We start from the raw sequence: 25,346 nt of genomic DNA on the forward strand, positions 1-25,346 counted from the left end.
GTCGATCGGGCCGCCCAGAGGCGATCACACGAGCAACGAGCCGTGTCCCATGGCGCGGAGCATTGACAATAACTCCGAGCGGGATCGCGCACCGATCCGACGTCGGATCCGTGCGACGTGATGCTCCACCGTCTTCGCGGAGATGTACAGCCGGGCGCCGATCTCGCGGTAGGTCAATCCGAGCAGCACCAGTTCGGCGACTTCGCGTTCCCGCTCGCTCAGAATCGCGGCGCCGTCCGCCGGGGCGTCCGGGGTGTTCGAGGCGCGCGGCGTTGCGGTCGGCGGCACCGGCTGCTCCTGCGGCTTCGACTCGGCGCGCACCATGCGGGCCAGCTTGAGCAGCGCGGTCGCGGTCGAGGATTCGGCGGCCGACAGCGCGGCCTCGCTGGCCAGCCGGGCCGCGTCCCAGGTCAGGCCGATCTCGCGCAACCCGTTGACGGCCACCTCGACCGGCTTCACCTCGACCTGTCCGCGCAGCACCAGCACCCAAGTGCGGCCCGCGTCCACCAGCACGGCGGCGTGCCGGTCACCGGCCTCCGCGGCGGCCTTGAGCAGGCGCGCGTGCGGCAACAGTTCCGCGGGGCTCTCGTGCGCGATGGCGGCCTGCACGCCGTACCAGTGGAAGGCGTTGGCCCACGCGGGCGGCTGATCGAGGCGCTCGAGCAGGGCCAGCGTCGCGTCGACGAGCGGCGAGATGCGGCGTTCGTCGCGCAGCCGGATGCCTGCGAGCCAGAGCTCGCCGATCGGCAGCACGGTGAGTAGGTCGGCGTCGACGTCGTCGAAGAGCGGGTACGCGGCCTGCCAGGCGCGGGTCAGTGCGGCGTGGTCGCCGCCGCGGCGGGCCAGGCCCACCGCGACCCCGTGCGCGAGCAGCCGGTCGCGGACATCGAGCTGGTCCCAGTCGAAGGCGGCGACGGTGTTCGCCGCGGCTTGTTCGTCACCGCCGAGCATGGCCGCCCACGCGGCGAGCACTTGGAGCTGGTGGCAGCGCAGCCCGCTGGTGGTCGCCCGGCGCAGCGCGTCACCGGCGCGGCGGGGCTCACCCGTGCTCAGGCACAGCAGGGTCGCGATGGAGACGGCCGTGCACGGCAGGAAACGGTCGACGCCGGAGTCGGCGTGCGCGGCCTGGATGAGCGCGGAAACCGCCGTGGGCGTTCCGCTTCCGTGATCGGTGAGGGAGTTCGCGAGCGCGGTCGCGATGAGTTGGGCGTGCGCGCCCGCCTGGGTGGGCGGCCAGTTGCCCGCCGTGCCGGACAGCTCGGTCGCGGCGGGCACATTGCCCGCCAGATACAGCACGGTGGCGCCCACCGCCCAGTCCGGGCCGACGCGGTTCGGGCCGAGCCAGCCGTAGAGCTGGGCGGCGCGGCCGATGAGGCCGCGGCGAGTCAGGACGCCAGCGCAGATCCGCACGGCGTCGGCGAGATCGGGTCCGTCGACGCCGGCCCTTGCCAGTACGGGTTCGGCCAGCCGCATGGCGGTCTCACCGTCGCCGGTGCGGGCGGCGGCCTCGGCCCAGCGCAGCGCGATCTGGTTCGCGTCGGCGCCGGCCGACGCGGCGGCGGCGTAGTAGCGGACGGCCTCGCGCCCGGCGGTTTCGGCTGCGGCGCAGAGGAATTCGGCGAGCCTTGGGTCACGGACGCCGGACTCGGCGAGCAGCAGCGCGGTGTGGTCGCGCAGCAGGCCCGCGTCCAGGCGTGCGGTGAGCAGCCTGCGCTGCACCGCGACGAACCTGCGGTCACCGAGCATGGTGCGCAGCGGCGCTACCGCTGGAGCGAGCAAGAGGTCTGCGTCGGTCACCAGGGCGGTGGCGCGGGCGCGGTCGATGAGGGACTGGGCGGCCGCGGATTCGACGCCGAGCACCTCGGTGAGTTCGCTGGAATCCAGGCCGGTTCCGGTGGTCGCGACGACCAGGGTCTCGAGCAGGTCGGGTTCCAGGTTGTCCAGCTGCGAGCGCGACCAGTCGGCCACCGCCTCGTCCACGACGCGAATCCCGGCGTCCAGGCGCGCCGAACAGGCCGCGGTGAGCGCCGCGACGACGCCGCCGCGGATGCCGCCGGTCTGCTGGTGGATGTGCTGGGCGACGGGTCGCGGCACCATCATGCCCAATTCCCTTGCGAAGGGCAGGATGTCGGCGACGCCGAGCGGTCGCAGGTCGACGATGCGCCCGCGCCGGGCCACCGCCTCGGCGAGGGTGCGCAGCTGCGGGTCGTGCGGGCGCGGCTGCACCGCGATCACCGCCGTGTAGTTGCCGGATTCGACTGCGGCGCAGAGCGTTTCCATTTCCGCCGCGCCCAAGGTGTGCGCGTTGTCGATGACGAGCGCGGGGCGGGGCGCGTCCGGGTCGACGCTGTCCACGTGGCCGTGGTGCGCGCCGTTCGTCGCCGCCGTCGGGCCGGGTGCGGCGACGTTGTCCTGCAAGGGAATCCCGCGTCCGCGCAGGCGCGTCCGTATCACCGAGAGCAAGGTGGACTTGCCGGTGCCCGATCGGCCGCGGATCAGGTAGACCGCCGGTTCCTGCTCGGCGCTGTCGAGTTCGCGCAGGATGTCGCGGGCGCTCGGCAGGGTGTCGAACGCCGTGTCAGCCACCGTTCCCCCCGAGGATCTCGCCCGGCGCGCGCAGCACTGTGCCGACCGCGCCGCCCACTCCGTCCACCACCTCACCGAGCGGTTCGGTCAGCACTTCGGTGGGGAGGTCCGGGGCCTGCGGTTGTTGCGGCTGCGGCACCGGTTGCGGCGCGGGGGGATTCGGGCCGGGAGTGGGTTGCGGCACTGGTTGCGGCGCCGGCTGTTCTCCGGGTGCGGGCTGTCCCGGCGCCGGTTGTCCGGGCGCGGGCTGGTTGTTCACCACCGCGACGGTGCTCGAGCCGGGGGCCGGGTTCGATGTCGAGCCCGGCTGTGCGGCACCGGGTTTCGGCTGTTGCGGTGCGCCGTTGCCAGTATCGGTGACGGGGACGTCCGTCACGGGTGCGCCCGTGCCGCCCGGGGCCGCGACGTCGGCGGGTCCCGTCGGCGTGGACTGCTCGGCGGTCGGCGAGTTCGCCGGGGAGTGCGCGCCGGTGCCGATCGCGACGGTTCCGGTGGCGAGCAAGCCGATGACCAGGGCCGCGCCCGCGACGATCGCGGCGCGCTGGCGGCCGGTGAGCCTGCGGATACGGGAAACCGGCAGCGCGTTCTCCTTGCCGCCGGGACGGCTGGGCCGTTCGAGGGCGGGCAGCTCTTTGGTCTTCGGAGCGGCCGGGGTCTGGGCGAGCGCCGCGACCGGCGCGGTGTCGATCGCGCTGTCCAGCAGGTCTGCGGCCAGCGCGGCCGCCCCGCGTGCGCTGGTGTTGGCTGGTTCGGGCGCGGCGACCAGCGGGAGACCGAACTCGCTCGAGATCAGCTCACCTACCAACGGGATCGCGCCGCCGCCGCCCGTCAGCAGCACCCGGCTGATATCGCCGATGTCGAGTCCGGCGCGGTGCACCGTGTCGCGGATCAGGTCGATCGAGGTGAGCAGCGGACCGCGGAGCAGTTCTTCGAGCTCGCCGCGGACCAAGCGGATCTGGTCGCCCACGGGAGAAGTCGGATCGAGGCGGACGGGGACGACCGTAGCGGTATTTATGGAAAGCTCTTCTTTCGCATTTTTGCAGCGCTCTCGTAATACCGACAATTCACGTTCCACGACCGGGTCGAACGGATCGAAATCATTTCCACGCAATGCGTTAGCCAGCACGTAACGCATCGTCAGCAGATCGAATTCCGAACCGGCGACCTCGGTGGAGCGCAGCGACGCGAGCAGGGCCGTCTGACTGCCGGTGCGCACCACCGAGACGGTCGACCCGGTCGCGCCGAGGTCGTAGACCACCAGCGCGCCATCGCCGAGCGGACCGTGCGCGGCCTCGAGCCACTGCACCGCCGCTGTCGGCTCGGGAACGAGCGTCACTTCGTGTAGGCCCGCCGTGTCCAACGCGGCGCGCTGCACGTCGATCGTGTGCCGCGACCACCACGCCGGATGGCAGGCGACGACGGCGGCGGGCTGATCCCCTGTGGCATCGGCGATTTCGTCGATGAGACAGGTGACGGCCGTGGCGACCAAGTCCTCCGCCGCGTGCGCGGAACCGTTTTCGGCCAGGATGTCGACCGGATCGCCGACCCGAGCCAGAAACCCTTCCAGCACCGCGTCACTGGAGTGTCTTCCGGTGCGGCCGACGCCGGACCCGAAGGCGGGCGGGGCGTCCTGGCTCAGACGCAACACACTCGGGTGGCTCACGACGGCGCCGCCCGCGGCCGGGCATGCCTGGGTGTCGCCGATCTCACCCGTCGTCGCCACGGCGACCGAATTCGACGCTCCGACCTTGATGCCGAGCGCCAGACGCTGTGTCATTGGTGACCTCGTATGGGGAAAACCGTGGGATCCGGTAGTCGCTGCTGTTGTTCGATTGTCCGAGATAGCCGTGTGATCCGGCCTGCCAGATCTGTCGGTTGCTGAGCGGCCGCCGTTACCGGGGTAGGGGAAAGAGCGGGGATATTCCCCTAATGGCGGGCGCGCCCCTAATGGGTCGCTCCCGCGATTGGTGGGGGTCCGCCCCGTTCCCCCGTAACGCGACGCGTGCCTAGCGTGAAATGCATTCCAACGAGTGCGGACGCGTGGTCCGCCGATCCCAGGAGACGATCCTCGATGACCCCCAATGTGATTCTCGAGTTCATCCTCGGCCTGCTGCGCGACCGCGAGGCCGCGGTGGGTTACTGCGCCAACCCGGAAGGCGCGCTGGCTGCCGCGGGACTGTCCGCGGTCACGCCGGAGGACATCGCCGCGGTGGCGCCGATGGTGGCCGAGTCGGCTTTGGTGGCCGGCGGCTCGCAGCTGTCGGCGATCGTCGCGGCGGGCACGTCGGCAGGTGCGGCTGCGGGTGTCGGCGCCGTCGCGGGTGCGAACGCCGCGGTCGGCGCCGGCGTCGATCTCGGTGCCGGTGTGAACACCGATATCGGTCTCGGTGCGGGCGTGAACACCGATGTCGACCTCGGTGCCGGCGTCAACACCGATATCGACCTCGGCGCGGACCTGAACACCGACATCGACCTCGGCCTCGGCACCGGCCTGAACGGCGACCTCGGCGCGGGCCTCGACCTGGGCGGCGCGATCGGCGCGGGCCTCGACGGAGTCCTCGGTGTGGGCGCTGGTCTGGGTGGTGCCGTCGGCGGCGTGCTGAATGGTGTCGGTGACATCGCTGCTGGGGCGGGTGCGGGTCTGGGTGGCGCGCTCGACGGGGTTCTCGGTGCTGGCGCGGGTGTGGGCGCTGGTCTGGGTGGTGCCGTCGGCGGCGTGCTGGACGGTGTCGGTGACATCGCTGCCGGGGCCGGTGCGGGTCTGGGTAGTGCGCTCGACGCGGGCCTCGGTGCGGGCGCTGGTCTGGGCGCGGGCCTCGAAGCTTCCCTCGGCGCGGGCCTGGACGGCGCGTTGGGCGCGGGCGCTGGCCTGGGGGCCGGCCTCGAGGGCGCCGTGGACGCGGGCGCCGACCTCGGCGTTGGTCTCGGCGCTGGTCTGGAGGGCGCACTCGGCACGGGCGCCGAACTCGGCGGTGACCTGTCGGCCGGTCTCGGTGGTGCACTCGGCGCAGTCGGCAACGTGGGCGCCGATCTCGGCGCGGGCCTGGGCGGTGCGATCGATGCGGGCGCCGAGGCGGGTGCCGGTCTGGGCGCGGGCCTGGGCGGCGCGATCGATGCGGGCGCCGAGGCGGGTGCCGGTCTGGGCGCTGGCCTGGGCGGTGCGCTGGATGCGGGCGCGGACTTCGGCGGCGATCTGGCCGGTGGCCTCGAAGGCGCGCTGGATGCGGGCCTGGGCGCGGGCGCTGGTCTGGGCGCGGGTCTCGAGGGTGCCCTCGGTGCGGGTGCGGACTTCGGCGGTGATCTGTCGGCCGGTCTCGGTGGTGCCCTCGATGCAGGTGCTCAGGCGGGTGCCGACCTCGGTGCTGGCCTGGGTGGTGCGCTGGACGCAGGCGGCGAGTTCGGCAGCGACTTCGGCGGCGACCTGTCTGCTGGTGTCGGTGGTGCGTTCGACGCTGGTAGCCAGGTGGGTGCCGATTTGGGCGCTGGTCTGGGTGGTGCGCTGGATGCCGGTGCCGGGTTCGGTGGTGATCTGGCCGGTGGCCTCGAAGGTGCGCTGGATGCGGGCCTCGGTGCGGGCGCTGGTCTGGGCGCGGGTCTCGAGGGTGCCGTCGGTGCGGGTGCGGACTTCGGCGGTGATCTGTCGGCCGGTCTCGGTGGTGCCCTCGGCGCGGGTGCTCAGGCGGGTGCCGACCTCGGCGCGGGCCTGGGCGGTGCGCTGGACGCAGGCGGCGAGTTCGGCGGTGACCTGTCTGCTGGTGTCGGTGGTGCGATCGACGCGGGTACCCAGGTCGGTGCCGATCTGGGCGCGGGTCTGGGTGGTGCGCTGGACTCGGGTGTCGGGTTCGGCGGTGACCTGGCCGCTGGCCTGGGCGGTGCGCTGGACGCAGGCGGCGAGTTCGGCGGTGACCTGTCTGCTGGTGTCGGCGGTGCGATCGACGCGGGTACCCAGGTCGGTGCCGATCTGGGCGCTGGCCTTGGCGGTGCGCTGGACTCGGGTGCCGAGTTCGGTGGTGACTTGTCCGCTGGTGTCGGTGGTGCGATCGACGCGGGTACCCAGGTCGGTGCCGATCTGGGCGCCGGTCTGGGCGGTGCGATCGACGCGGGCGCGGACTTCGGCGGCGACCTGGCCGGTGGTTTGGACGGTGCGCTGGATGCGGGCCTCGGTGCCGGCGCCGAGCTTGGTGGTGACCTGTCGGCTGGACTCGAAGGTGCTCTCGGCGCGGGTGCTCAGGCGGGTGCGGACCTCGGCGCTGGCGTAGGCGGTGCAGTGGACGCGGGTGCCGGGTTCGGTAGCGACCTGTCCGCTGGTGTCGGCGGCGCGTTCGACGCGGGTACTCAGGTGGGTGCCGATCTGGGCGCTGGCCTGGGTGGTGCGCTGGATGCGGGTGCCGAGTTCGGCGGCGATCTGGCCGGTGGTCTGGACGGCGCGTTCGATGCGGGCCTCGGTGCGGGCGCCGAACTGGGTGGTGACCTTTCCGCTGGTGTCGGTGGCGCGTTCGACGCGGGTACCCAGGTGGGTGCCGATCTGGGCGCGGGTCTGGGCGGTGCGCTGGATGCGGGCGCTGAGGCCGGTGCCGGTTTGGGTGCGGGCCTGGGCGGCGCGATCGACGCGGGCGCGGATTTCGGCGGCGATCTCGCCGGTGGTCTGGACGGTGCGCTGGATGCCGGGCTCGATGCGGGCGCCGGCCTGGGTGCCGGTCTGGAAGGTGCCGTCGACGCGGGGACCGAGTTCGGTGGAGATCTGTCGGCCGGGCTGGATGGCGCGCTCGACGCGGGTGCCGGGCTGGGTGGTGATCTTTCCGCTGGTGTCGGCGGCGCGATCGACGCGGGTGTCGAGGCGGGTGCCGGCTTCGGCGGCGGGCTCGAGTCCGGCCTCGGCGGTGCGGTCGATGCCGGTGCCGGGTTCGGTCATGATCTGGCTGCCGGTGTCGGCGGCGCGTTCGACGCGGGTGCCGACTTCGGCGGCGATCTGGCCGCCGGTGCGGGCGCGGGTCTGAACGGCGGCCTCGAGGGTGCGCTGGGCGCCGGTGCGGAAGCCGCCGCCGGTCTGGAAACCGGTTTGGGCGGCGCGTTCGACGCGGGGACTGGTTTGGAGACCGGTCTCGGTGGCGGGTTCGGCGCTGATCTGGCGGCCGGCCTCGATGGCGCGCTCGATGCGGGCGCCGGTCTGGCCGGTGGGCTGGAAGGCGCGGCGGACGGCGCGCTCGAAGCGGGCGGCGAACTGGCCGGTAGCGTCGAAGGCGCCTTGGGCGCGGGTGCGCAGGCCGGAGCCGGAGCGGCGGCCGGTCTCGGGACCGCGGCGGAGTTCGGCGGTGAGTTCGCGGGCGGCATCGGCGGGGCTGTCGAGGCCGGATCGGGGCTTGGCGCCGGGCTGGAGAGCGCCTTGCAGGGCGCGGTGGAAACCGGAGCGGGCGTCGGGTCCGGTGTGTCCGGCAGCGCGAACGCTGGTGGTCAGGCGGTCACCGGCCTGGAGACGAGCATGTCGGCCGGCCTCGGCACCGTGCTCGGCGCGGAGCACGAGATCGGCGGCGGGCTGAACAGCGAACTCGGCGGTGTGCTCGCCAGTGGCGCGCAGGGCGGCGCGGAACTTGGCGGCGGTTTGCAGGGCCTGGTCGGTGGTGTTACCGGGTTCGGCGGCGACGCGTCCGGTGGCGCGGAAGCCGCCGTCGAGGCCGGCGGCGAATTCGGAACCGGTTTGGAGACAGGCCTTTCCGGCGGCATCGAGTCCGGTGCCGATCTGGCGGGCGGTCTCGGCGGCGCGCTCGAAGCGGGCGGCCAGGCGGTGACCGGGCTCGAGGCGGGTCTCTCGGCGGGCGTCGACGCGGCCGCGCAGGCGGGCGCCGGTCTCACGGCCGGACTCGAGGGTGCGATCGGCGCGGCGGGTCAGGCGGGCGCCGGACTCGAGTCGGGTCTCTCGGCCGGACTGGGCGCCGCCGGTAGCGCGGGCGCCGGCCTGAACAGTGGCCTCGAGGCCGGTCTCGGCGCTGCCGGGAATGCCGGTGCGGGCCTGAACAGCGGTCTCGAAGCTGGTCTGGGTGCTGCCGGGAATGCCGGTGCGGGTCTGTCCGGTGGCTTGGAATCCGGTCTCGGCGCCGCGGGGAACGCTGGTGCGGGCCTGAACAGCGGTCTCGAAGCTGGTCTGGGTGCTGCCGGGAATGCCGGTGCGGGTCTGTCCGGTGGCTTGGAATCCGGTCTCGGCGCCGCGGGCAATGCTGGTGCGGGCCTGAACAGCGGTCTCGAGACCGGCCTGGGCGCCGCGGGCAACGCGGGCGCCGGTCTGGACTCCGGCCTCGGCGGTGGCCTCTCCACCGGAGCCTCCGGCGCGTTCGAAGGCGCCGCGGACGCAACGGGTTCGCTCGGCGCGCAGGGTGCGCTCGGCGGCGGCTCGGACCTGGGTGGCAGCATCGGATCCACGGCGGAGACCACCGCGAACACCTGGTCGTCGCTGGACGTTTCGAGCGCATTCGGCTCCGGCTTCGACGGCGGCCTCGGCGCGACCGGCGAGACCTCGCTGTTCGCCGAGGGCGAGTCGAGCGCCGAGCTCGGCGGGTCGACGGACCTGTCGGGTGATGCGTTCCTGCACTGAGAGAGGACGACAACGCGATGGGGACACCCGTACCTGCTTCCGCGCCCGGAGTGCCGCTGCTGTCGGTACTGGGTGAAACCATCGCCGCGGCGCGCGCCGCGGGTCGCACCGACCTCGTCGGCCGCCTGGAAACGGCGGCCGACCGGGTCCGCGACCCGCGGCGTCGCATCGTGATCGCGGGCCAGCTCGGCCAGGGCAAGAGCCGTTTCGTGAACGCACTGCTCAACGTCGACATCTGCCCGGTCGGCGACGACGCGACCACCGTCGTCCCCGCCACGCTGTCGCACGGCGATTACGCGCAAGCGCAGTTCCTGCTCACCGAACCGCGCGGCGGCAGCGAATCCCGGGTGCCGGTCCCGATCGAACAGATCCCGACGGTCGACGCCCGCAGCCCGCTCGCCGACGGCAGGCGGATGCTTCGCCTCGAAATCCAGCTGCCGAACCCGCTGCTCGCCGACGGCATCGTCCTGGTCGACACCCCCGGCGTCGGCGGACACGGAAATGCCAGCGCCACAACGGTTCTCGGCATGGTCCCGGCTGCCGACGCGGTGTTCGTGCTGTCCGACGCCTCCACCGAGATCACCGAACCCGAGCTCGCCTTCCTGCGCCAGGTCCGCGAGCTGTGCCCGACGGTCGCACTGTTGCTCACCAAGACCGATCTGTACCCGCATTGGCGTCGGGTCCACGAGGCGAATCTCGGCCACCTGCACCGCGCCGGGCTGGAGGTGCCGATCATCCCGGTGTCCGCGCTGCTGCGCGAGCACGCCATGCGTTTACAGGACGCACAGCTCGGCCAGGAGTCGGGTTTCGGTGTGCTGTACCAGTTTCTGCGCGAGCAGGTGGTGGCGCGCGATCAGGCCGCGACCCGCGCCGCCGTCGCACGCGACATCCAATCCGCCGCAGAGCATCTGGCGCTCGCACTGGGCAGCGAACTCGTCGCGCTGCGCGATCCGAACCAGGGCGCGGCCGCGATCCGCGAACTCCAGGCCGCGAAAGCCGCTGCGGAAGACCTGCATCGGCGCACCGCCGCCTGGCAGCAGACGCTTTCCGACGGAATCACGGACCTCGCAAGCGATGTCGACCACGATCTGCGAGATCGCCTGCGCCACCTGACCCGAACCGGCGAGGAGTGGATCGACGAGCACGATCCGGGCAGGCACTGGGACGCCATCTCCGAATGGCTCACCGGCACCGTCGACAGCGCGCTCGCCGACAACCTGCTGTGGACGCACAAGCGCGCGATCGAGCTGGCCGAGCACGTCGCCGAGCATTTCATCCACTTCGGCGCGGTCGACCTGCCCGACGTGAAGAGCGGACTGAACGCCGAGGACAACCCGATCTCGGGCACCCTCGCCGATCTGGAACCGGACATCGGCTTCGCCAGCAAGCTGCTCGTCGGCATGCGCGGCTCCTACGGCGGTGTCCTCATGGTCGGTCTCGCCAGCACCTTCGCCGGACTGGCCATGCTCAATCCGATTTCCATCGGCGCGGGTGTCATCGTGGGCGGCAAGGCGTTTCGCGACGACAAGCAAGCCCGCCTCGCGCGCCGCCGGGTCGAGGCGAAGAACGCGGTGCGCCGTTTCGTCGACGATGTCGCGTTCCAGGCGGGCAAGGAGTCCAAGGACCGCCTGCACCGCATCCACCGCGCCCTGCGCGACCACTACAGCGGTGTCGCCGAGCGCAGCCTCCGCTCCCTCGAGGACTCCCTGCGCGCCGCGCAGGAGGCGGCCACGATGGAGACCGCACGCCGAACCGAGCGATGCACCGTGCTGGAACGGCAGCTGCGTTTCGTCGCCGAACTGCGCCGCTACGCCGACGCGATGCAACAGCCCATCGCCGCCGCGCCCGTCCGGGGAGCTCTCGGTACGGTATCGGGGTGATCACGAGACCCCACTCGCGCTCGACCAGGGGCGCCGCGTCCTTCCGGTGCACGCCCGTCGGGGCCCGAATCGGCGTTCGCGCCGCGGGGCGCCGGTGACCACGAGAGTCGCGCCCGGCATCGTCGTCGAGGCGCATCGGCTGGTGGACGCGGCCAGGCAGGCGTTCGCGCGCGAACCGCGCCCGCGGGCTCTGCTCGCGGACTGCGCGCGCAGGCTGGATCAGCCGCTGCGGGTCGCGCTGGCGGGGTCGCTGAAGGCTGGCAAGTCGACATTGCTGAACTCGCTGGTCGGCCAAGACATCGCGCCGACCGACGCGACCGAGTGCACCAGGGTTGTCACCTGGTATCGCAACGGCCCGACGCCGAGCGTCACCGCGTACGCCCCCGACGGCGCCACCGCGAACGTGGTGGTCCGCCGCGGTGGCGGTGCGCACGGTCTGACCTTCGACCTGGAACGGCTGAACTGGAACGCGCCGGGCCCGCGCGAGGTCGACCACCTCGAGGTCGAATGGCCCGCCGCCGCGCTGGCCCACACCACCATCATCGATACGCCGGGCACGTCCTCGCTGTCGCGCGAGGTGTCCCGCCGCACCGCCCGCCTGCTGACCCCCGACGACGAGGAGGCCGAAGCCACCCTCTCCGTCCCCGGCGCCGACGCGGTCGTCTACCTGCTGCGCAGGTTGGACGCCACCGACATCGGCTTCCTGGAGCGCATCGGCTCGGGAACCGCTGCGCGGCAGGGGGCTTCGGGTTTGACCGGTCCACTCGGCGTGGTCGGCGTCGTCTCGCGGGCCGACGAGATCGGTGCCGGACGCATCGACGCACTGCATTCGGCTCGCGACGTCGCGTCCCGGTTCGCCACCGAGCTGGAGCGAACCGGGTTGTGCCAGGCGGTGATTCCCGTCGCTGGTCTGCTCGCCTTCGCCGCGGAGACGCTGCGCCAGCAGGAATTCACCGCGTTCCAGGCCTTGGCGAGCGTCCCGGTCGACGAGCTGACCGCGGCGATGTTGTCGGCGGATCGCTTCGCGCGCCCCGACATTCCGCTGCCCGTCGCGCCGGAACTGCGCGCCCAGCTGGCCGAGCGTTTCGGCATGTTCGGTATTCGCATGGCCGTCACCTTGATTCGGCTCGGCGTCCGCGATTCCGCGACGCTCGCCGCGGAATTGACCAGCCGCAGTGGCGTCGACGAACTGCGCTCGGTGCTGGACGTCCAGTTCGGCCAGCGCGCCGATCAACTCAAGGCGCATTCGGCACTGACGGCTCTGGCCAGGGTGTTGACCGCCTACCCGGGCACCTCCGCCGACCAATTGCTGCCCCGCGTCCGCACCCTGCTCGCCGACGTGCACGGTTTCGCCGAACTGCGCCTGCTCGGGCGCCTGCGCACCGACGAATTGACCCTGCCCCCAGCGGATCTCGCCGAACTGCACCGTTTGATCGGCGGCTCGGGCATCGCGCCCCACCTGCGCCTCGGCCTCCCGCCGAACGCGGGCCCGGAGGCACAGCGCGCGCAGGCCGTCGCCGCGGTCCGCAAATGGCGCGAACGGGCCCGCCACCCCATGGCCGACCAGCTCACCACCCTCGCCTGCCTCACCGCCGCCCGCAGCGCCGAGGGCACGTTGAGCATGCTGCCCCCGGCGCCGGAGATGCGCATGGGCCGCCGCTGACTCGGACCGACCGCAGGCCCCTGCCCTGCTGACTCCTTCCTGCCCGCCGATCGCTGACGCCTGCCATCCCGGCTGGTGTCGTCGTGAGGTGCACGCGCGCGGTCATCGGGCGCGCCGATCGTCGGAATGCCGGCGGTGCTGTTGCTCGGCGACCACCGTGGGTATATCCGTTCCGCAATGGTTGAGGAGAGGAGCATCGCATGACCCGCAGTTCCGACGACCAGTACGAACCCGAGGATGCGGAGGTCCCCGCGGAGACCGACGCCACCGACGACGAACACAAGCACGCTCACCAGCGCGACTCGGACTTGATGCCCGACACCCCGGGAATGCTGGGCGACGAAATCGACGAGATGTCCCATCCCGACAAGCCGAGCCCCAGCTGAACCGGTCCCGACGAGCTGTCCGGTTCCCGGGTATCAACGCGGTGACCCGGGGTACGCGTCCGGTAGCCGAGTAAGGAGGCCGTGATGAGCGATCGCGAAGTCGTACGGACCCTGCTGGACCGCGCGGGCACCGGATACGCCGCCGAGGCGGGCATCGAACTCGCGGACAAACCCGCGCCGCTGTTCCAATTACTGATGCTCGCCGAACTGCTGAGCACCAGGATCTCCGCCGATATCGCCGTTTCCGCCGCCAAGGAACTGATCGACAGCGGTTACAGCACGCCGCAGAAGGTGGCCGACGCCGACTGGCAAGACCTCGTCGACGCCCTCGGCCGCGCCCATTACAAGCGCTACGACGAGAGCACCGCGACCCGGCTCGGCGCGAACGCCCACCGTGTCCTCGACCAGTACCACGGTGACCTGCGCGAACTGGCCTCCGCGGCGGACGGCGACGCCGAGCGCGCCGCCGACCTGCTCCAAGAGTTCGACGGCATCGGCCCGACCGGCAGCGACATCTTCCTGCGCGAAGTCCAAGACACCTGGCCATGGGCCCGCCCCCATTTCGACGACCGCGCCCTTCGCGGCGCCCGCCGCGTCGGTCTCCCCGCCGCCCCGGAGAAACTCGCCGCCTTGGCCCCGCGCGACCGCACCGCCGACCTCGCCGCCGCCTTGGTCCGCGTGACTTTGGACGACAAGGTGGCCGAGGACCTCCCGACCTGACCCGACCTCTAGGGAGTGACCGCCGAGCTGGTCGGGTCGATCAGGATCTTGGCGTGCCGCTCCGGATTGCCGAGCGCGGTGAAGGCGTTGTCGATGCCCTCCAACCCGACCGTGCCGGTGACGAGCGGCGCCGGGTCGACCTTGCCGTCGGCGATCATGTGCAGCGTGTCGCGGAACTCGCCCGGGTCGTAGCCGAGCGCGAAGCGCAGCTCGATCTCCTTGTTGATCGCCATCGCCGGGTGGAAGCGGTCGGTCTCCATGCACACGCCGACCACGACGACCCGGGAAAGCGGCGGAGCGGCGGTGAGTATCTGGTCGATGATGCCCGGAACGCCCACGCACTCGAAGATCACCGGCCCGGCGGGTCCGGCGTCGAACGTGTGCGCCAGCCGAAAGACATACCACCACGGCAGATTCGGGACCCGACGCAGGCGCCGCATGGTGTCGAATCCGAGTCCCAGCAGATCCGTGACGCTACCGATCCCTTTCTTGGGCGCTGCTTCCCAAGGGGATTCGGCCGCCGGATCCACCACGACATCCGCACCGCACGCGGTGGCCAGCTCCCGGCGGCGCGGCGAGAAATCGCTCGCGATCACCGTGCGGACGCCCGCCGCCTTCAGCATGCTGATCACCGCGAGACCGATCGGCCCGCAACCGATCACAAAGGCCGTCCGCCCCTTGCCGACTCGCCCCTTGCGAACCGCGTGCCAGGCCACCGCCATCGGTTCGGTGAGCGCGGCCAGCTCCGCCGAAAGCCCGTTCGGCACCGGCATCGTCATCGACTCCTGCACCACCACCTGCTCGGCGTAACCGCCGGGCGCGGCCGTCGTCAGTCCGGTGAGATGTGGCTGTCCGTCGTGCCGAACGATCGGCAAGGCAACCACTTTCGTCCCCGGCTTCCACCGCTTCCGGCAGTCCGGACCGTATTCGACTATCGTCCCGCTGAATTCGTGCCCGAGCACCACGCTCTGCTCGGACCGCATGAACCCGTCGTACCCGGTCGCGCGCGCCAAGTCGGCCATCTCGTCGGCGTGCGTGCGAGCATGCAGATCGGACCCGCAGATCCCACACCGCACCACATCGAGCAAGACCTGCCCGCGCCCGGGCCGCGGCGTCGGCAACTCCTCGACCTGGAACTTCGTATTCGTCACGACCGCGGCACGCATACCGAAACTCCTCTCGGCCCCCAGCGCCGAACCTATCACCGCCGCACCAGGGGCTGATCGAATTCCGGCGATGAGCACTGCCGCGACTCGGTGAACTCAGCCGTTGACGAAGGTGAGGCTGGTCGCGTCGTAGCGGGTGCCTGCGATTTGCGAAGCCGGGGCGGCGGATTCGATGGCGGTGAGGTCTTCGGGCGTGAGGGTGAGGGAGAGGGCGGCGAGGTTCTCCTCGAGGTAGCGCCGGCGTCGGGTTCCGGGGATGGGGACGACGTCGTCGCCGCGGTGCTGGACCCACGCCAACGCGAGCTGGCCCGCGGTGACGCCCTTGGCCGCGGCGAGTTCGTCGAGTTTCGCGACGATCGCCAGGTTCTGTTCGAGGTTGCCGTCGGCGAAGCGCGGCTGGCCGCGGCGCACGTCGGTCGCCGCCAGTTCGTCCACCGAGTTGTATCTGCCGGTCAGGAAACCGCGGCCGAGCGGGGAGAACGGGACGATACCGATGCCGAGTTCGCGGCACACCGGAACGATCTCGGCCTCCAGATCGCGGGTCCACAGCGACCACTCGCTTTGCAGCGCGGCGATCGGATGCACCGCGTGCGCCCGCCGGACGGTGCCGGCGCTCGCCTCGGAAAGTCCGAGATGACGGACCTTTCCGGCCCGCACGAGCTCGGCCATGGCGCCGACGGTCTCCTCGATCGGCACTCGCGGATCGACGCGGTGCTGGTAGTAGAGGTCGATGTGGTCGACGCCGAGCCTGCGCAGCGACGCGTCGCACGCCTGCCGCACGTAGGCGGCGTCGCCGCGGATAAGGGTGGGCTCGCCGAGGCGGTTGGCGAAGCCGAACTTCGTGGCGAGCACCACCTCGTCGCGGCGTCCGGCGATGGCCCGGCCGATCAGCTCCTCGTTGTGGCCGGAGCCGTAGAAGTCGGCGGTGTCGAGGAGGGTCACCCCGAGGTCGAGGGCGTGCCGCAGCGTCGCGATCGATTGCGCGTCGTCCGCGGCGCCGTACCCGTGACTCATCCCCATGCATCCCAGGCCCTGCGCGGAGACCGCGAGTTCGCCGAGATGCCGGATACGACCGTCGATCATGGTGCTACCTCCTGTGCTCGAAAAACGTTCCGGCACAGGACGCTATGAGTTGGAGTGCGCTCCATGTCAACAAGCGGACAACGGGACCGCGAGTGTGCTCCGCGACTCGAGTTCGGCGACGACTCGGGCGCGAGCCGCACCGCAGTCCCTAGGTCTGCCCCGATCGGGAGCAGAGTGCCTCGGCAGGTGAATTTCCTCAGCCACCGGGCATACCAGCTCTTGCCCGTTCCCAAGCCCGCCGCCGATCGGAGCCCGCCGTGATCCACACCCTGCTGTCCGCCGAGGACTTCCGCCAGGCCCTCGCCAACAACGCCAAGGTCGTCGTCTACTGCCAGGTCGAGCGGGACCCGGAGTGCCAGGACATCAAGAAGGAACTCGACCACCTCGCCGAGGAGCACGCGGACATCTCGTTCTTCGCCCTCGATCTGGAAACGGTCCGCGACGCCGTGGGGCAGGAGCTCGACGACCGGGTCGAACCGCCGAGCTACTACCTCTTCCTGGACGGCAAACGGATCGACGTCGCACACGGCGCCGCCCAAAACCTGACCACCGCGTTGAACGCACACTTCTGAAACCCGCGACCCCCCTCCGGCGTGCCGATCGACGTGCCGTCCGGCTGCTCCCGCTGTCGGTGCTCGTCCGAGCGCACCGGTTCGCAGAACCGCGCCTGCCGCCCAGCAGGCGCCCACGACACCCCTAGGCCAGCACCAAGAACACGACCGACGCCAGTACCGCGAGCCCTGAGATGACAATCCCCACCGTGTTCCCCAGCTCAGCCCGCGACGTCCGGGTAGCTTTGTCCGGTGTGAAATTCCCTGCGGCCGCCGAGCTCAGGCCGACTTGACGATCCCCCCGTCGATCAAATGATCCGACCCGGTGATGCTCCCTGCCACATCCGAAAGCAGGAATGTGATCAGCGCCGCGACCTCGTCCGGCTCGGTGATCCGCCCCGTCACCATCCCCATCCGCGCGGGCACGTGCTTCAAGAACTCGGCCTGCTCCACCGCGACAGCGGCGGCCAGCTTTCCGCCGAAACCGTCCGGCGCCTCCCAGATATCGGTCCGCACCGGACCCGGGGAAACGGTCGCGACCCGAACTCCTTGCGGTCCGAGCTCTTCGGCCAAACCCTTACCGAACGCGGTGAGCGCGGCCTTGGCGACGTTGTACGCCAGCGGCGGTCCGGCCGGGCGGCGCGCGCCGATCGACGACACGTTCACGATCGCCCCGCCGCCGTCGGTCAACAACGGCAGCGCCGCCCTGGTGACCCGGACAGCGGCGAAGAGATTGATATCGAACACTTCTCGCCAGTGCGCGTCATCGATACTGGCGAATCCGCCGATCTCCACCGCGTCACCGCCGCCGACATTGTTGACGAGCAGATCGATGCCGCCGAGTTCGGCCGTCGCACGCTCCACCAGTTCGTCCGCACCCTCGGGCCCGGCGAGGTCGACCGCTACGGGCACCGCGCCCGTCGCCTCGAGTTCGGCGGTGGGTTTGCGCGCCGCGCCGACGACGCGCACGCCCTCGGCGGTCAGCCTGCGCACCGTCGCGAGCCCGATGCCGCGACTCGCCCCGGTGACCACCGCGGTCTTGCCGTTGAGCTGGAGATCCATGTCGCCTTCCATTCTTTAACTAGAGGTACAAAACTTGGGTACGCGAAAGCCCTGCAAGAGAAACAACCTCAGAGCGAGTCGATCACCGCGTCGATCGTGCGCATCGAGCGATCCGGCCCGTCGGCCGTCTTGGACATCACCTGCATCCCGACCAACGTGCTGAGCAGCATGCTCGCGATCGCCCGTGGATCCCGGCCGCGGTCGATCTCCCCGGCGCGCTGCCCTTCCTCGATGGCGGCCTGGAACGCCGCCTCGGTGCGATCGAACATCCGCCGGACCAATGCGGTGGCCTCCGCGTCCGCCCCGCCGAGCGCCGCCGCCGTGTTCACCGCGAAGCAGCCGCGACGGTCCGGATCGGCGAGGTTGGCCTCCGCGACCAGCCGCAACGCGTCGCGCAGCCGCTCTTTCACCGATCCGGGTCGCTCGAGCAACCCGGTGATGGCCGCGGCCTGATTGTCCCGGTAGTGCTCGAGCGCCCGCTCGAACAGCGCGTGCTTGCTGCCGAAAGTGTTGTAGAGGCTGCCTTTTCCGATGCCGAGCGCGTCGACGAGGTCCTGTGGGGTCGTGTCGGCATAGCCCTTGCGCCAGAACACCTCGGTCGCCCGCGCCACGGCGGCGTCCGGATCGAACTGTTTCGGCCTGCCCACGCCATCGAGCCTAGCGAGTTCTGTACCCACAGGTCAATTTAAAAATTCTGGGAATAGGTCGCGCAGGTCGGAGGTTGAGCTTGTCGACGACGTTGAGCGCGTCGGACTCAAGTTTGAGTTGACGCCCGGTGTGGATCGGGTGCAGGATTGAGCCGACCACGCTCAGCGTTGCTGGGACCGTGCTCCGTGAGGTGCTAGGGGCGAGGTCTCACGGCGGTGCAAGACACGCCGTAGGGCGGGCCCGGCTCGCCCAGCACCGACACAACCAAGTACGTCAATCAGGAGGAACAAACATGGCTCGTGCGGTCGGAATCGACCTCGGGACCACGAACTCGGTCGTCGCCGTTCTCGAAGGCGGCGAGCCGGTCGTGGTCGCCAACTCGGAAGGATCGCGCACCACCCCGTCGATCGTCGCGTTCGCGAAGAACGGCGAGGTGCTGGTCGGTCAGCCTGCGAAGAACCAGGCCGTGACCAACGTCGACCGCACCATCCGCTCCGTCAAGCGCCACATCGGCACGGACTGGTCCGTCGGCATCGATGAGAAGAAGTACACCGCGCAGGAGATCAGCGCCCGCGTGCTGATGAAGCTCAAGCGCGACGCGGAGGCCTACCTCGGTGAGGAGATCACCGACGCGGTCATCACCGTGCCCGCCTACTTCGAGGACTCCCAGCGCCAGGCGACCAAGGAAGCCGGTCAGATCGCCGGTCTGAACGTGCTGCGCATCGTCAACGAGCCCACCGCGGCCGCGCTCGCGTACGGCTTGGACAAGGGCGACAAGGAACAGACCATCCTGGTCTTCGACCTCGGTGGCGGCACCTTCGACGTCTCGCTGCTGGAGATCGGCGAGGGCGTCGTCGAGGTCCGCGCCACCTCCGGTGACAACCACCTCGGTGGCGACGACTGGGACGAGCGGGTCGTCAAGTGGCTGGTCGACAAGTTCAAGGGCAGCTCGGGCATCGACCTGACCAAGGACAAGATGGCCATGCAGCGTCTGCGCGAGGCTGCCGAGAAGGCCAAGATCGAGCTGTCGTCGTCGCAGTCGACCTCGATCAACCTGCCCTACATCACCGTCGACGCGGACAAGAACCCGCTGTTCCTCGACGAGCAGCTGACTCGCGCCGAGTTCCAGAAGATCACCTCGGACCTGCTCGACCGCACCCGCGCGCCGTTCCAGTCCGTGATCAAGGACGCGGGCATCAACGTCTCCGACATCGACCACGTGGTCCTCGTCGGCGGCTCGACCCGTATGCCCGCCGTCTCGGACCTGGTCCGCGAGCTGACCGGCGGCAAGGAGCCCAACAAGGGCGTGAACCCGGACGAGGTCGTCGCCGTCGGCGCCGCCCTGCAGGCCGGTGTGCTCAAGGGTGAGGTCAAGGACGTCCTGCTGCTCGACGTGACCCCGCTGTCGCTGGGCATCGAGACCAAGGGCGGCGTGATGACCAAGCTCATCGAGCGCAACACCACCATCCCGACCAAGCGCTCGGAGACCTTCACCACGGCCGACGACAACCAGCCGTCGGTGCAGATCCAGGTGTTCCAGGGTGAGCGCGAGATCGCCTCGCACAACAAGCTGCTCGGCTCCTTCGAGCTGACCGGCATCCCGCCTGCCCCGCGCGGCGTGCCGCAGATCGAGGTCACCTTCGACATCGACGCGAACGGCATCGTGCACGTCACCGCGAAGGACAAGGGCACCGGCAAGGAGAACACGATCAAGATCCAGGACGGCTCCGGCCTGTCCAAGGAGGAGATCGACCGGATGGTGAAGGACGCCGAGGCGCACGCGGCCGAGGACAAGGCGCGTCGCGAGGAGGCGGAGACCCGCAACCAGGCCGAGTCGCTGGTGCACCAGACCGAGAAGTTCATCAAGGAGAACGAGGACAAGGTGCCCGCGGACGTGAAGTCCAAGGTCGAGGCGGCCATCGCCGAGGCCAACGAGGCACTGAAGGGCACCGACATCGCGGCCGTGAAGTCCGCGGTGGAGAAGCTCGCCACCGAGTCCCAGGCGCTCGGCCAGGCCATATACGAGGCCTCCGCCGCCGAGCAGGCCGCGTCCGGCAACGGCGCGTCCAGCTCCGCGAACGACGACCAGGTCGTGGATGCCGAGGTTGTTGACGAGCCGGTCGACACGGAGAAGAAGTGACCGAGGACAACCAGGGCGATTCGGTACAGGAGCCGATCACCTTCGTCGACAAGCGCAAGGTCGACCCGGCCACCGGTGAGGTCCGGGAACCGGTCGCGGACACCGCGGCCGGGCCCGGCCCCGAGGGCGGGAACGGTGCGGAAGGCAACGGCGTCGGGACTCCCGAGGGAGCCGAGACGCTGGCCGACACCATCGGTGTCGAGCTGGCCGAGCGCACCGCCGACCTACAGCGGCTGACCGCGGAATACGCCAACTACCGGCGCCGCGTCGAGCGCGACCGCAAGGCCGCCATCGACGGCGCCAAGGCGGCCGTGGTCACCGAACTGCTCGGCGTGCTCGACGATCTGGATCGCGCGAGGGCCCACGGCGACCTCGAGTCCGGACCGCTGAAGTCGGTGGCGGACAAGCTGGTCGACGCGCTGCGCAAGCAAGGCCTCGAGGAGTTCGGTACGGAGGGCGAGCCCTTCGACCCGACCCTGCACGAGGCCGTGCAGCACGAGGGTTCCGGCGCGGATCCGGTGCTCGGTGTCGTGATGCGCAAGGGCTATCGGTTCGGCGATCGGGTGCTTCGGCACGCGCTCGTCGGGGTAACCGATGGCGTGGCCGATCTGGCCGAGAACGAGGCATCGGATGTAGATGCCAATGCCGACGACTAATACTGCGAAAGGAGGAGATACTCGGTGAGCCAACGGGAGTGGATCGAAAAGGACTTCTACAAGGAGCTGGGTATCTCCTCCAGCGCCTCGCAGGACGAGATCAAGAAGGCCTACCGCAAGCTCGCCCGCGACCTGCACCCGGACGCCAATCCGGGTGACACCAAGGCCGAGGAGCGCTTCAAGGCCGTCAGCGAGGCACACGCCGTGCTGTCGGATCCGGCCAAGCGCAAGGAGTACGACGACACGCGAAAACTCTTCGCGGGCGGCGGTTATCCGCGTGGCGGGTTCACACCCGGTGGCGGGGGCGGCTTCTCGCAGGAATTCAACATCGGCGACATCTTCGGCGGCGCCACCACAGGTGACGGCGGGCTCGGCGACCTGCTCGGCGGCCTGTTCAATCGGGGCGGCACCCGCACCACGAGCAGGCCGCGGCGCGGCGCCGACGTGGAAACCGAGACGACCCTCGGCTTCCGCGAGGCCGCACAGGGCGTCACCGTCCCGCTTCGGATGACCAGTCCGTCGCCGTGCACCACGTGTCACGGCAGCGGCGCGAAGCCGGGGACCAGTCCCCGGGTCTGCCCCATCTGCAACGGCGCCGGTGTGATCAGCCGCAACCAGGGCGCGTTCGGATTCAGCGAGCCGTGCGACGAGTGCCGGGGTTCCGGCTCGATCATCGACGACCCGTGCCCCGACTGCCACGGCAACGGAATTCAGAACCGCACCCGCACCATCACGGTCCGGATTCCGCCGGGCGTCAGCGACGGCCAGCGGATCCGGTTGGCCGGACAGGGCGAGGCGGGACTGCGCGGTGCGCCCTCGGGCGACCTGTACGTCACCGTGCACGTCAGCCAGGACAAGGTCTTCGGCCGAAACGGCGACGACCTGACTCTGGTGCTGCCGGTCAGCTACGCTGAGTTGGTGCTCGGCACAACGGTTTCCGTGCCAACGTTGGAAGGGCGCGTCGGCGTGAAGGTGCCGCCGGGCACCGCCGACGGCCGGATCCTGCGGGTGCGCGGCCGCGGCGTTCCCAAGCGCGGCGGCGGTGCCGGTGACCTGCTGGTCACCGTCAAGGTCGCGGTGCCGCAGAAACTGGACAGCGATGCCGCCGAAGCGCTGAGGCGCTATCAGGAGGCGGAGAAGTCGAGCGGATTCGATCCTCGTGCGGGATGGGCAGGTGCGTGATGTCCACTGATCCGAAGAAGGCGTCCGGTGGGTCGCGAGCCGAGTTCTTCATGATCTCGGTCGCGGCCCAGCTGGCGGGCATGCACGCGCAGACCCTGCGCACCTATGACCGCCTGGGACTCGTGACGCCGCAACGCACTTCGGGTGGCGGGCGACGTTATTCGGCGCGGGACGTCGAGCTGCTGCGCGAAGTGCAGCGGCTGTCCCAAGACGAGGGCGTGAACCTGGCGGGCATCAAACGCATCATCGAACTGACCAATCAGGTCGAGGAATTGCGCGAGCAACTCGCCGAGACGCGTGCGGAGGTGGAGCGGCTGCGAGCGGGCTACCGTCCGGATCTCTCGCCGCCGCAACGCAGTACGGCGTTGGTGGTGTGGAAGCCACGTAATAAGCGCTGAGGCGAAGGGTTCTCGGGCCCCGCTGCCGGCCTTTCCGGTCGGAGCGGGGCCCTTCGCTATTTCTGGACATTGGACCAGTTTCGACGGGTGCGCGAAATGCGCGGGATAGCTCGCCGTGATTATCGGTGCAAGTTTGCTGGAAAGTGCCCGAGTTTGCTGGCGCGCAAGTCTTTTCGCTGTTGCGTTCGTACGGTGTATCGAACCGACCGGTCCTCTTCTTTCGAATACGTCGGATGCGCGGAAATTGCTCGAGCCCGAACCGCGGTGGCGCACAAAGGGTTGCCACATGATCGCTCGGCCGCGGTCAACTGGACGAGTCTTGCAAAGCGGGCCGCGCGAATTCGGTGGAGGTTTGTCCGAATCCGCCGCTCTAGTACAGGCTTTCGGTCTGTTATTTGGGATCTTTACTCTTTCGATTCTTGTTTTCATGGAATTACACGCGTGATGTTCGAAGGTGGCATTCCGTTGCTGGCTAACCTCGCTTACACTCCTTGGCATCGGCTGCTGTCGAGTGTCCCGCAGCACCTCACTCGCCGGCGCGCATTGTGTTCTAGTGCGAAATGAGGTTGTGACACAAATGGATTCGCGGACTGTCGCTTTGATCAGAACGACGTTCAAGGCGGTTGCTGCGGAGGAAGGGGGGCCGGAAAGACTGGCCAGGTCGTTCTACGCGATCCTGTTCTCGGAGTATCCGCAGGTCCGCGATTTCTTCCCCGCCGCGATGGATTCGCAGCGTGACCGTCTCGTCAAGGCCATCGGCTACGCGCTCGACCGGCTCGAGGAACCGAACAAGCTGTTGCCTTTCCTCGCTCAACTCGGCCGAGATCACCGCAAATATGGTGTGCAGGCCGAACACTACGTCGCGGTGGCCACTTCGCTGAAGACCGCGATGCGGCGCTTCGCGGGCACCGAGATGTGGACCGACGAGGTCGAAAGGGCCTGGGACGAGGGCCTGACGGTTATCAGCGAGACGATGATGGGCGCCGCCGAGAAGGAGGTGACGCCCGCGGTCTGGTCCGGCCGGGTGCTGGAGAACCGGCTCGTCCTACGCAATCTGGCCATCGTGCGATTACAACTCGACCAGCCGATGCAATACGCCGCAGGGCAATACATGAGCGTGCAGATCCCGTCGCGACCGCGCATGTGGCGGTACCTCTCGCCCGCCGTGCCCGCGAATGCCAACGGCGAGATCGAGTTCCACGTGCGCGGCGTGCTCGGCGGCTGGGTCAGCCCCGCCATCGTCGGCCAGACGCAGGTGGGGGATCAGTGGTTGATCGGCTCGCCGCTCGGCGGGCTCGGCGTGCCGCGCAACACGAAACGCAAAATGCTCATGGTGGGCTGCGGCACCGGAATCGCGCCGCTGCGCGCCCAGCTCATGCAAATGGCGCTGCGGCGAACCAATCCGAAGGTGCACCTGTTCGTCGGCGGGCATCACCCGTGCGATCTCTACGATCTGGAGACGCTGAGCAAGCTGGCCATGGCCAACCGCTGGCTGACCGTCACACCGGTCAGCGAGAGCGACGAAAATCCCTGGTGGCATTACGAAGCCGGGGAGGTCGAGCGAATATGGCCGGGCCTCGAGCCGCGCATGACCGGCCAGATCGGCAAGGTCGTCGCCAGCTACGGGCCGTGGGCCGACCGCGACGTGCAGATCGTCGGCTCGCCTTCGATGGTGCAGACCACCAAGTTCCGCTTGATGGCGTCGGGCACCCAGACCAAGAACATTCGCCACGATCCGCTGTTCTGAGTCGTCGTTCCGGCGAAGGTCGGGATCCAAGCGGGTGACGACTATCCGCGGGTCTGCGACTGGATCCCGGCCTTCGCCGGAACGATGGCTGTCAAAGTCCTTCGTATTGAATGCATTCGGCGGGCGTGCCGGTCTCGACCAGCCGATCCAGGGTGGCTCGCGTCATCGCGGGTGAACCGCACACGAGGACCTGGTGGTGATCGAAGGCGCCGTGCGAGCCGACCACGTCGGCGAGGGTGCCCTGGAGCAGTTCGTCCGCGGGAAAGCCGATGTCGACGCGCGTCTGCTCGTACCACTCGTCTTCCCAGTTCGGGTCGTCCAGGCTCTCCACCACCGGGACGACGGTGAGCCAGTCCAGCTCCTCGGCGAGCAGGTAGAGCATGTCGGCGGCGTACAGGTCGCGCGGCGAACTGCCGCCGACGAACAGGTAGGTGCGCGGCGGCTCGGACACCCGCGCCAGTTCCAGGATCTGCGAACGCATCGGTGCCAGGCCGGTGCCCCCCGCGATCATCACCACTTCGTCGCCCTCCGGGTCGACGGTGAAAGTGCCCTGCGGCGCGGCGATGCGCCACTCGTCGCCCGGCTGGGTGTCGGCGACCAGCGAGCCGCTGAGCCAGCCGCCCGGCACGGTGCGCACGTGGAACTCCAGCTTGCCGTCCAGCGAGGGCGGTAGCGCGGGGGAGAGCCTGCGGCGCACGCCGGGCTGCTGCGGCACCCGGACCTCGACGGATTGGCCCGCGACGAACGGCACGAACTCGCCGATCAGGCGGATCACCGCCACGTCGTGGCGTAAGCGGTGGTGGCCGACGACGGTCGAGGTCCACTCCGCTTGCGCGACTCCGTTGCCGAGCGCGCCCGGCTCCGTCATGAGAACTCCTCTGTAGTTGTGCGG

At 70.0% G+C, this 25,346-nt stretch carries 18 protein-coding genes and 1 pseudogene; 12 read left to right on the forward strand and 7 right to left on the reverse strand.

The window, feature by feature from the left end; genetic code table 11:
- Positions 1-24: 24 nt before the first annotated feature.
- Entirely contained in the window at positions 25-2,586 is a 2,562-nt protein-coding gene (locus FB390_RS07585) for a LuxR C-terminal-related transcriptional regulator (protein WP_141808309.1), read from the reverse strand.
- Positions 2,579-4,363, reverse strand: a complete 1,785-nt coding sequence (locus FB390_RS34815) for an Hsp70 family protein (protein ID WP_221639227.1) — start codon at positions 4,361-4,363, stop codon at positions 2,579-2,581. The genes FB390_RS07585 and FB390_RS34815 overlap by 8 nt, the downstream gene beginning before the upstream one ends.
- A 294-nt stretch (positions 4,364-4,657) precedes the next feature.
- On the opposite strand from FB390_RS34815, the pseudogene FB390_RS34820 reads away from it, so the two are divergent.
- The 6 genes and pseudogenes from FB390_RS34820 to FB390_RS07615 form a co-directional block, all read left to right on the forward strand.
- Positions 4,658-4,756: pseudogene (locus FB390_RS34820) on the forward strand (hypothetical protein); the annotation flags it as partial.
- A 3,309-nt stretch (positions 4,757-8,065) separates the two neighbouring features.
- Positions 8,066-9,172, forward strand: a complete 1,107-nt coding sequence (locus FB390_RS34115; RefSeq protein ID WP_141808311.1) for a hypothetical protein — start codon at positions 8,066-8,068, stop codon at positions 9,170-9,172.
- 17 nt (positions 9,173-9,189) lie between these two features.
- Positions 9,190-11,052: a dynamin family protein gene (locus FB390_RS07600; RefSeq protein ID WP_141808312.1), complete on the forward strand. Its 1,863-nt coding sequence runs from the start codon at positions 9,190-9,192 to the stop codon at positions 11,050-11,052.
- Positions 11,053-11,146: 94 nt separating this feature from the next.
- Positions 11,147-12,715 carry a dynamin family protein gene (locus FB390_RS07605; RefSeq protein WP_246123905.1) on the forward strand — a complete coding sequence of 523 codons (1,569 nt, stop codon included), beginning with the start codon at positions 11,147-11,149 and terminating at the stop codon, positions 12,713-12,715.
- A 200-nt stretch (positions 12,716-12,915) separates the two neighbouring features.
- Positions 12,916-13,101, forward strand: a complete 186-nt coding sequence (locus FB390_RS07610) for a hypothetical protein (protein ID WP_141808313.1) — start codon at positions 12,916-12,918, stop codon at positions 13,099-13,101.
- Positions 13,102-13,185: 84 nt separating this feature from the next.
- Positions 13,186-13,821: an HhH-GDP family DNA glycosylase gene (locus FB390_RS07615; RefSeq protein WP_141808314.1), complete on the forward strand. Its 636-nt coding sequence runs from the start codon at positions 13,186-13,188 to the stop codon at positions 13,819-13,821.
- An 8-nt stretch (positions 13,822-13,829) separates the two neighbouring features.
- On the opposite strand, the gene FB390_RS07620 is transcribed toward FB390_RS07615, so the two are convergent.
- Both FB390_RS07620 and FB390_RS07625 read right to left on the reverse strand, forming a co-directional pair.
- Entirely contained in the window at positions 13,830-14,987 is a 1,158-nt protein-coding gene (locus FB390_RS07620; RefSeq protein ID WP_141808315.1) for a zinc-binding dehydrogenase, read from the reverse strand.
- Positions 14,988-15,083: 96 nt separating this feature from the next.
- Complete coding sequence (locus FB390_RS07625) at positions 15,084-16,055, reverse strand: aldo/keto reductase (protein WP_221639384.1); 972 nt, start codon at positions 16,053-16,055, stop codon at positions 15,084-15,086.
- A gap of 272 nt (positions 16,056-16,327) precedes the next feature.
- On the opposite strand from FB390_RS07625, the gene FB390_RS07630 reads away from it, so the two are divergent.
- Positions 16,328-16,642, forward strand: coding sequence for a thioredoxin family protein (locus FB390_RS07630; RefSeq protein WP_185756971.1), 315 nt, complete (start codon positions 16,328-16,330; stop codon positions 16,640-16,642).
- 258 nt (positions 16,643-16,900) lie between these two features.
- On the opposite strand, the gene FB390_RS07635 is transcribed toward FB390_RS07630, so the two are convergent.
- Together FB390_RS07635 and FB390_RS07640 are read right to left on the reverse strand one after the other, a co-directional pair.
- The gene (locus FB390_RS07635; protein ID WP_246123906.1) at positions 16,901-17,695 is read right to left on the reverse strand and encodes an oxidoreductase; all 795 of its coding nucleotides are present in this window, start codon (positions 17,693-17,695) and stop codon (positions 16,901-16,903) included.
- Positions 17,696-17,751: 56 nt separating this feature from the next.
- Positions 17,752-18,330 (reverse strand): TetR/AcrR family transcriptional regulator, encoded by a 579-nt coding sequence (locus FB390_RS07640; RefSeq protein WP_141808318.1) that lies wholly within the window; start codon positions 18,328-18,330, stop codon positions 17,752-17,754.
- Between the two features lie 293 nt (positions 18,331-18,623).
- Here FB390_RS07640 and dnaK point away from each other — a divergent pair, with 293 nt between their 5' ends.
- From dnaK to FB390_RS07665, 5 genes are all read left to right on the forward strand, one after another.
- Positions 18,624-20,471, forward strand: a complete 1,848-nt coding sequence (gene dnaK, locus FB390_RS07645) for a molecular chaperone DnaK (RefSeq protein WP_141808319.1) — start codon at positions 18,624-18,626, stop codon at positions 20,469-20,471.
- On the forward strand, positions 20,468-21,127 hold the full coding sequence (gene grpE / locus FB390_RS07650) for a nucleotide exchange factor GrpE (protein WP_141808320.1): 660 nt from the start codon (positions 20,468-20,470) through the stop codon (positions 21,125-21,127). The genes dnaK and grpE overlap by 4 nt, the downstream gene beginning before the upstream one ends.
- Positions 21,128-21,151: 24 nt before the next feature.
- Positions 21,152-22,309 (forward strand): molecular chaperone DnaJ, encoded by a 1,158-nt coding sequence (gene dnaJ / locus FB390_RS07655; RefSeq protein WP_141808321.1) that lies wholly within the window; start codon positions 21,152-21,154, stop codon positions 22,307-22,309.
- Positions 22,309-22,707, forward strand: coding sequence for a heat shock protein transcriptional repressor HspR (locus FB390_RS07660; protein WP_141808322.1), 399 nt, complete (start codon positions 22,309-22,311; stop codon positions 22,705-22,707). The genes dnaJ and FB390_RS07660 overlap by 1 nt, the downstream gene beginning before the upstream one ends.
- Before the next feature lie 577 nt (positions 22,708-23,284).
- Positions 23,285-24,454 (forward strand): globin domain-containing protein, encoded by a 1,170-nt coding sequence (locus FB390_RS07665; RefSeq protein ID WP_141808323.1) that lies wholly within the window; start codon positions 23,285-23,287, stop codon positions 24,452-24,454.
- A 91-nt stretch (positions 24,455-24,545) separates the two neighbouring features.
- Here the strand turns inward: FB390_RS07665 and FB390_RS07670 are convergent, their stop codons facing one another.
- Positions 24,546-25,322: an FAD-binding oxidoreductase gene (locus FB390_RS07670; protein ID WP_141808324.1), complete on the reverse strand. Its 777-nt coding sequence runs from the start codon at positions 25,320-25,322 to the stop codon at positions 24,546-24,548.
- Between the last annotated feature and the right edge of the window lie 24 nt (positions 25,323-25,346).

It is taken from the genome of Nocardia bhagyanarayanae, assembly GCF_006716565.1.
Classification (GTDB): Bacteria; Actinomycetota; Actinomycetes; order Mycobacteriales; family Mycobacteriaceae; genus Nocardia; species Nocardia bhagyanarayanae.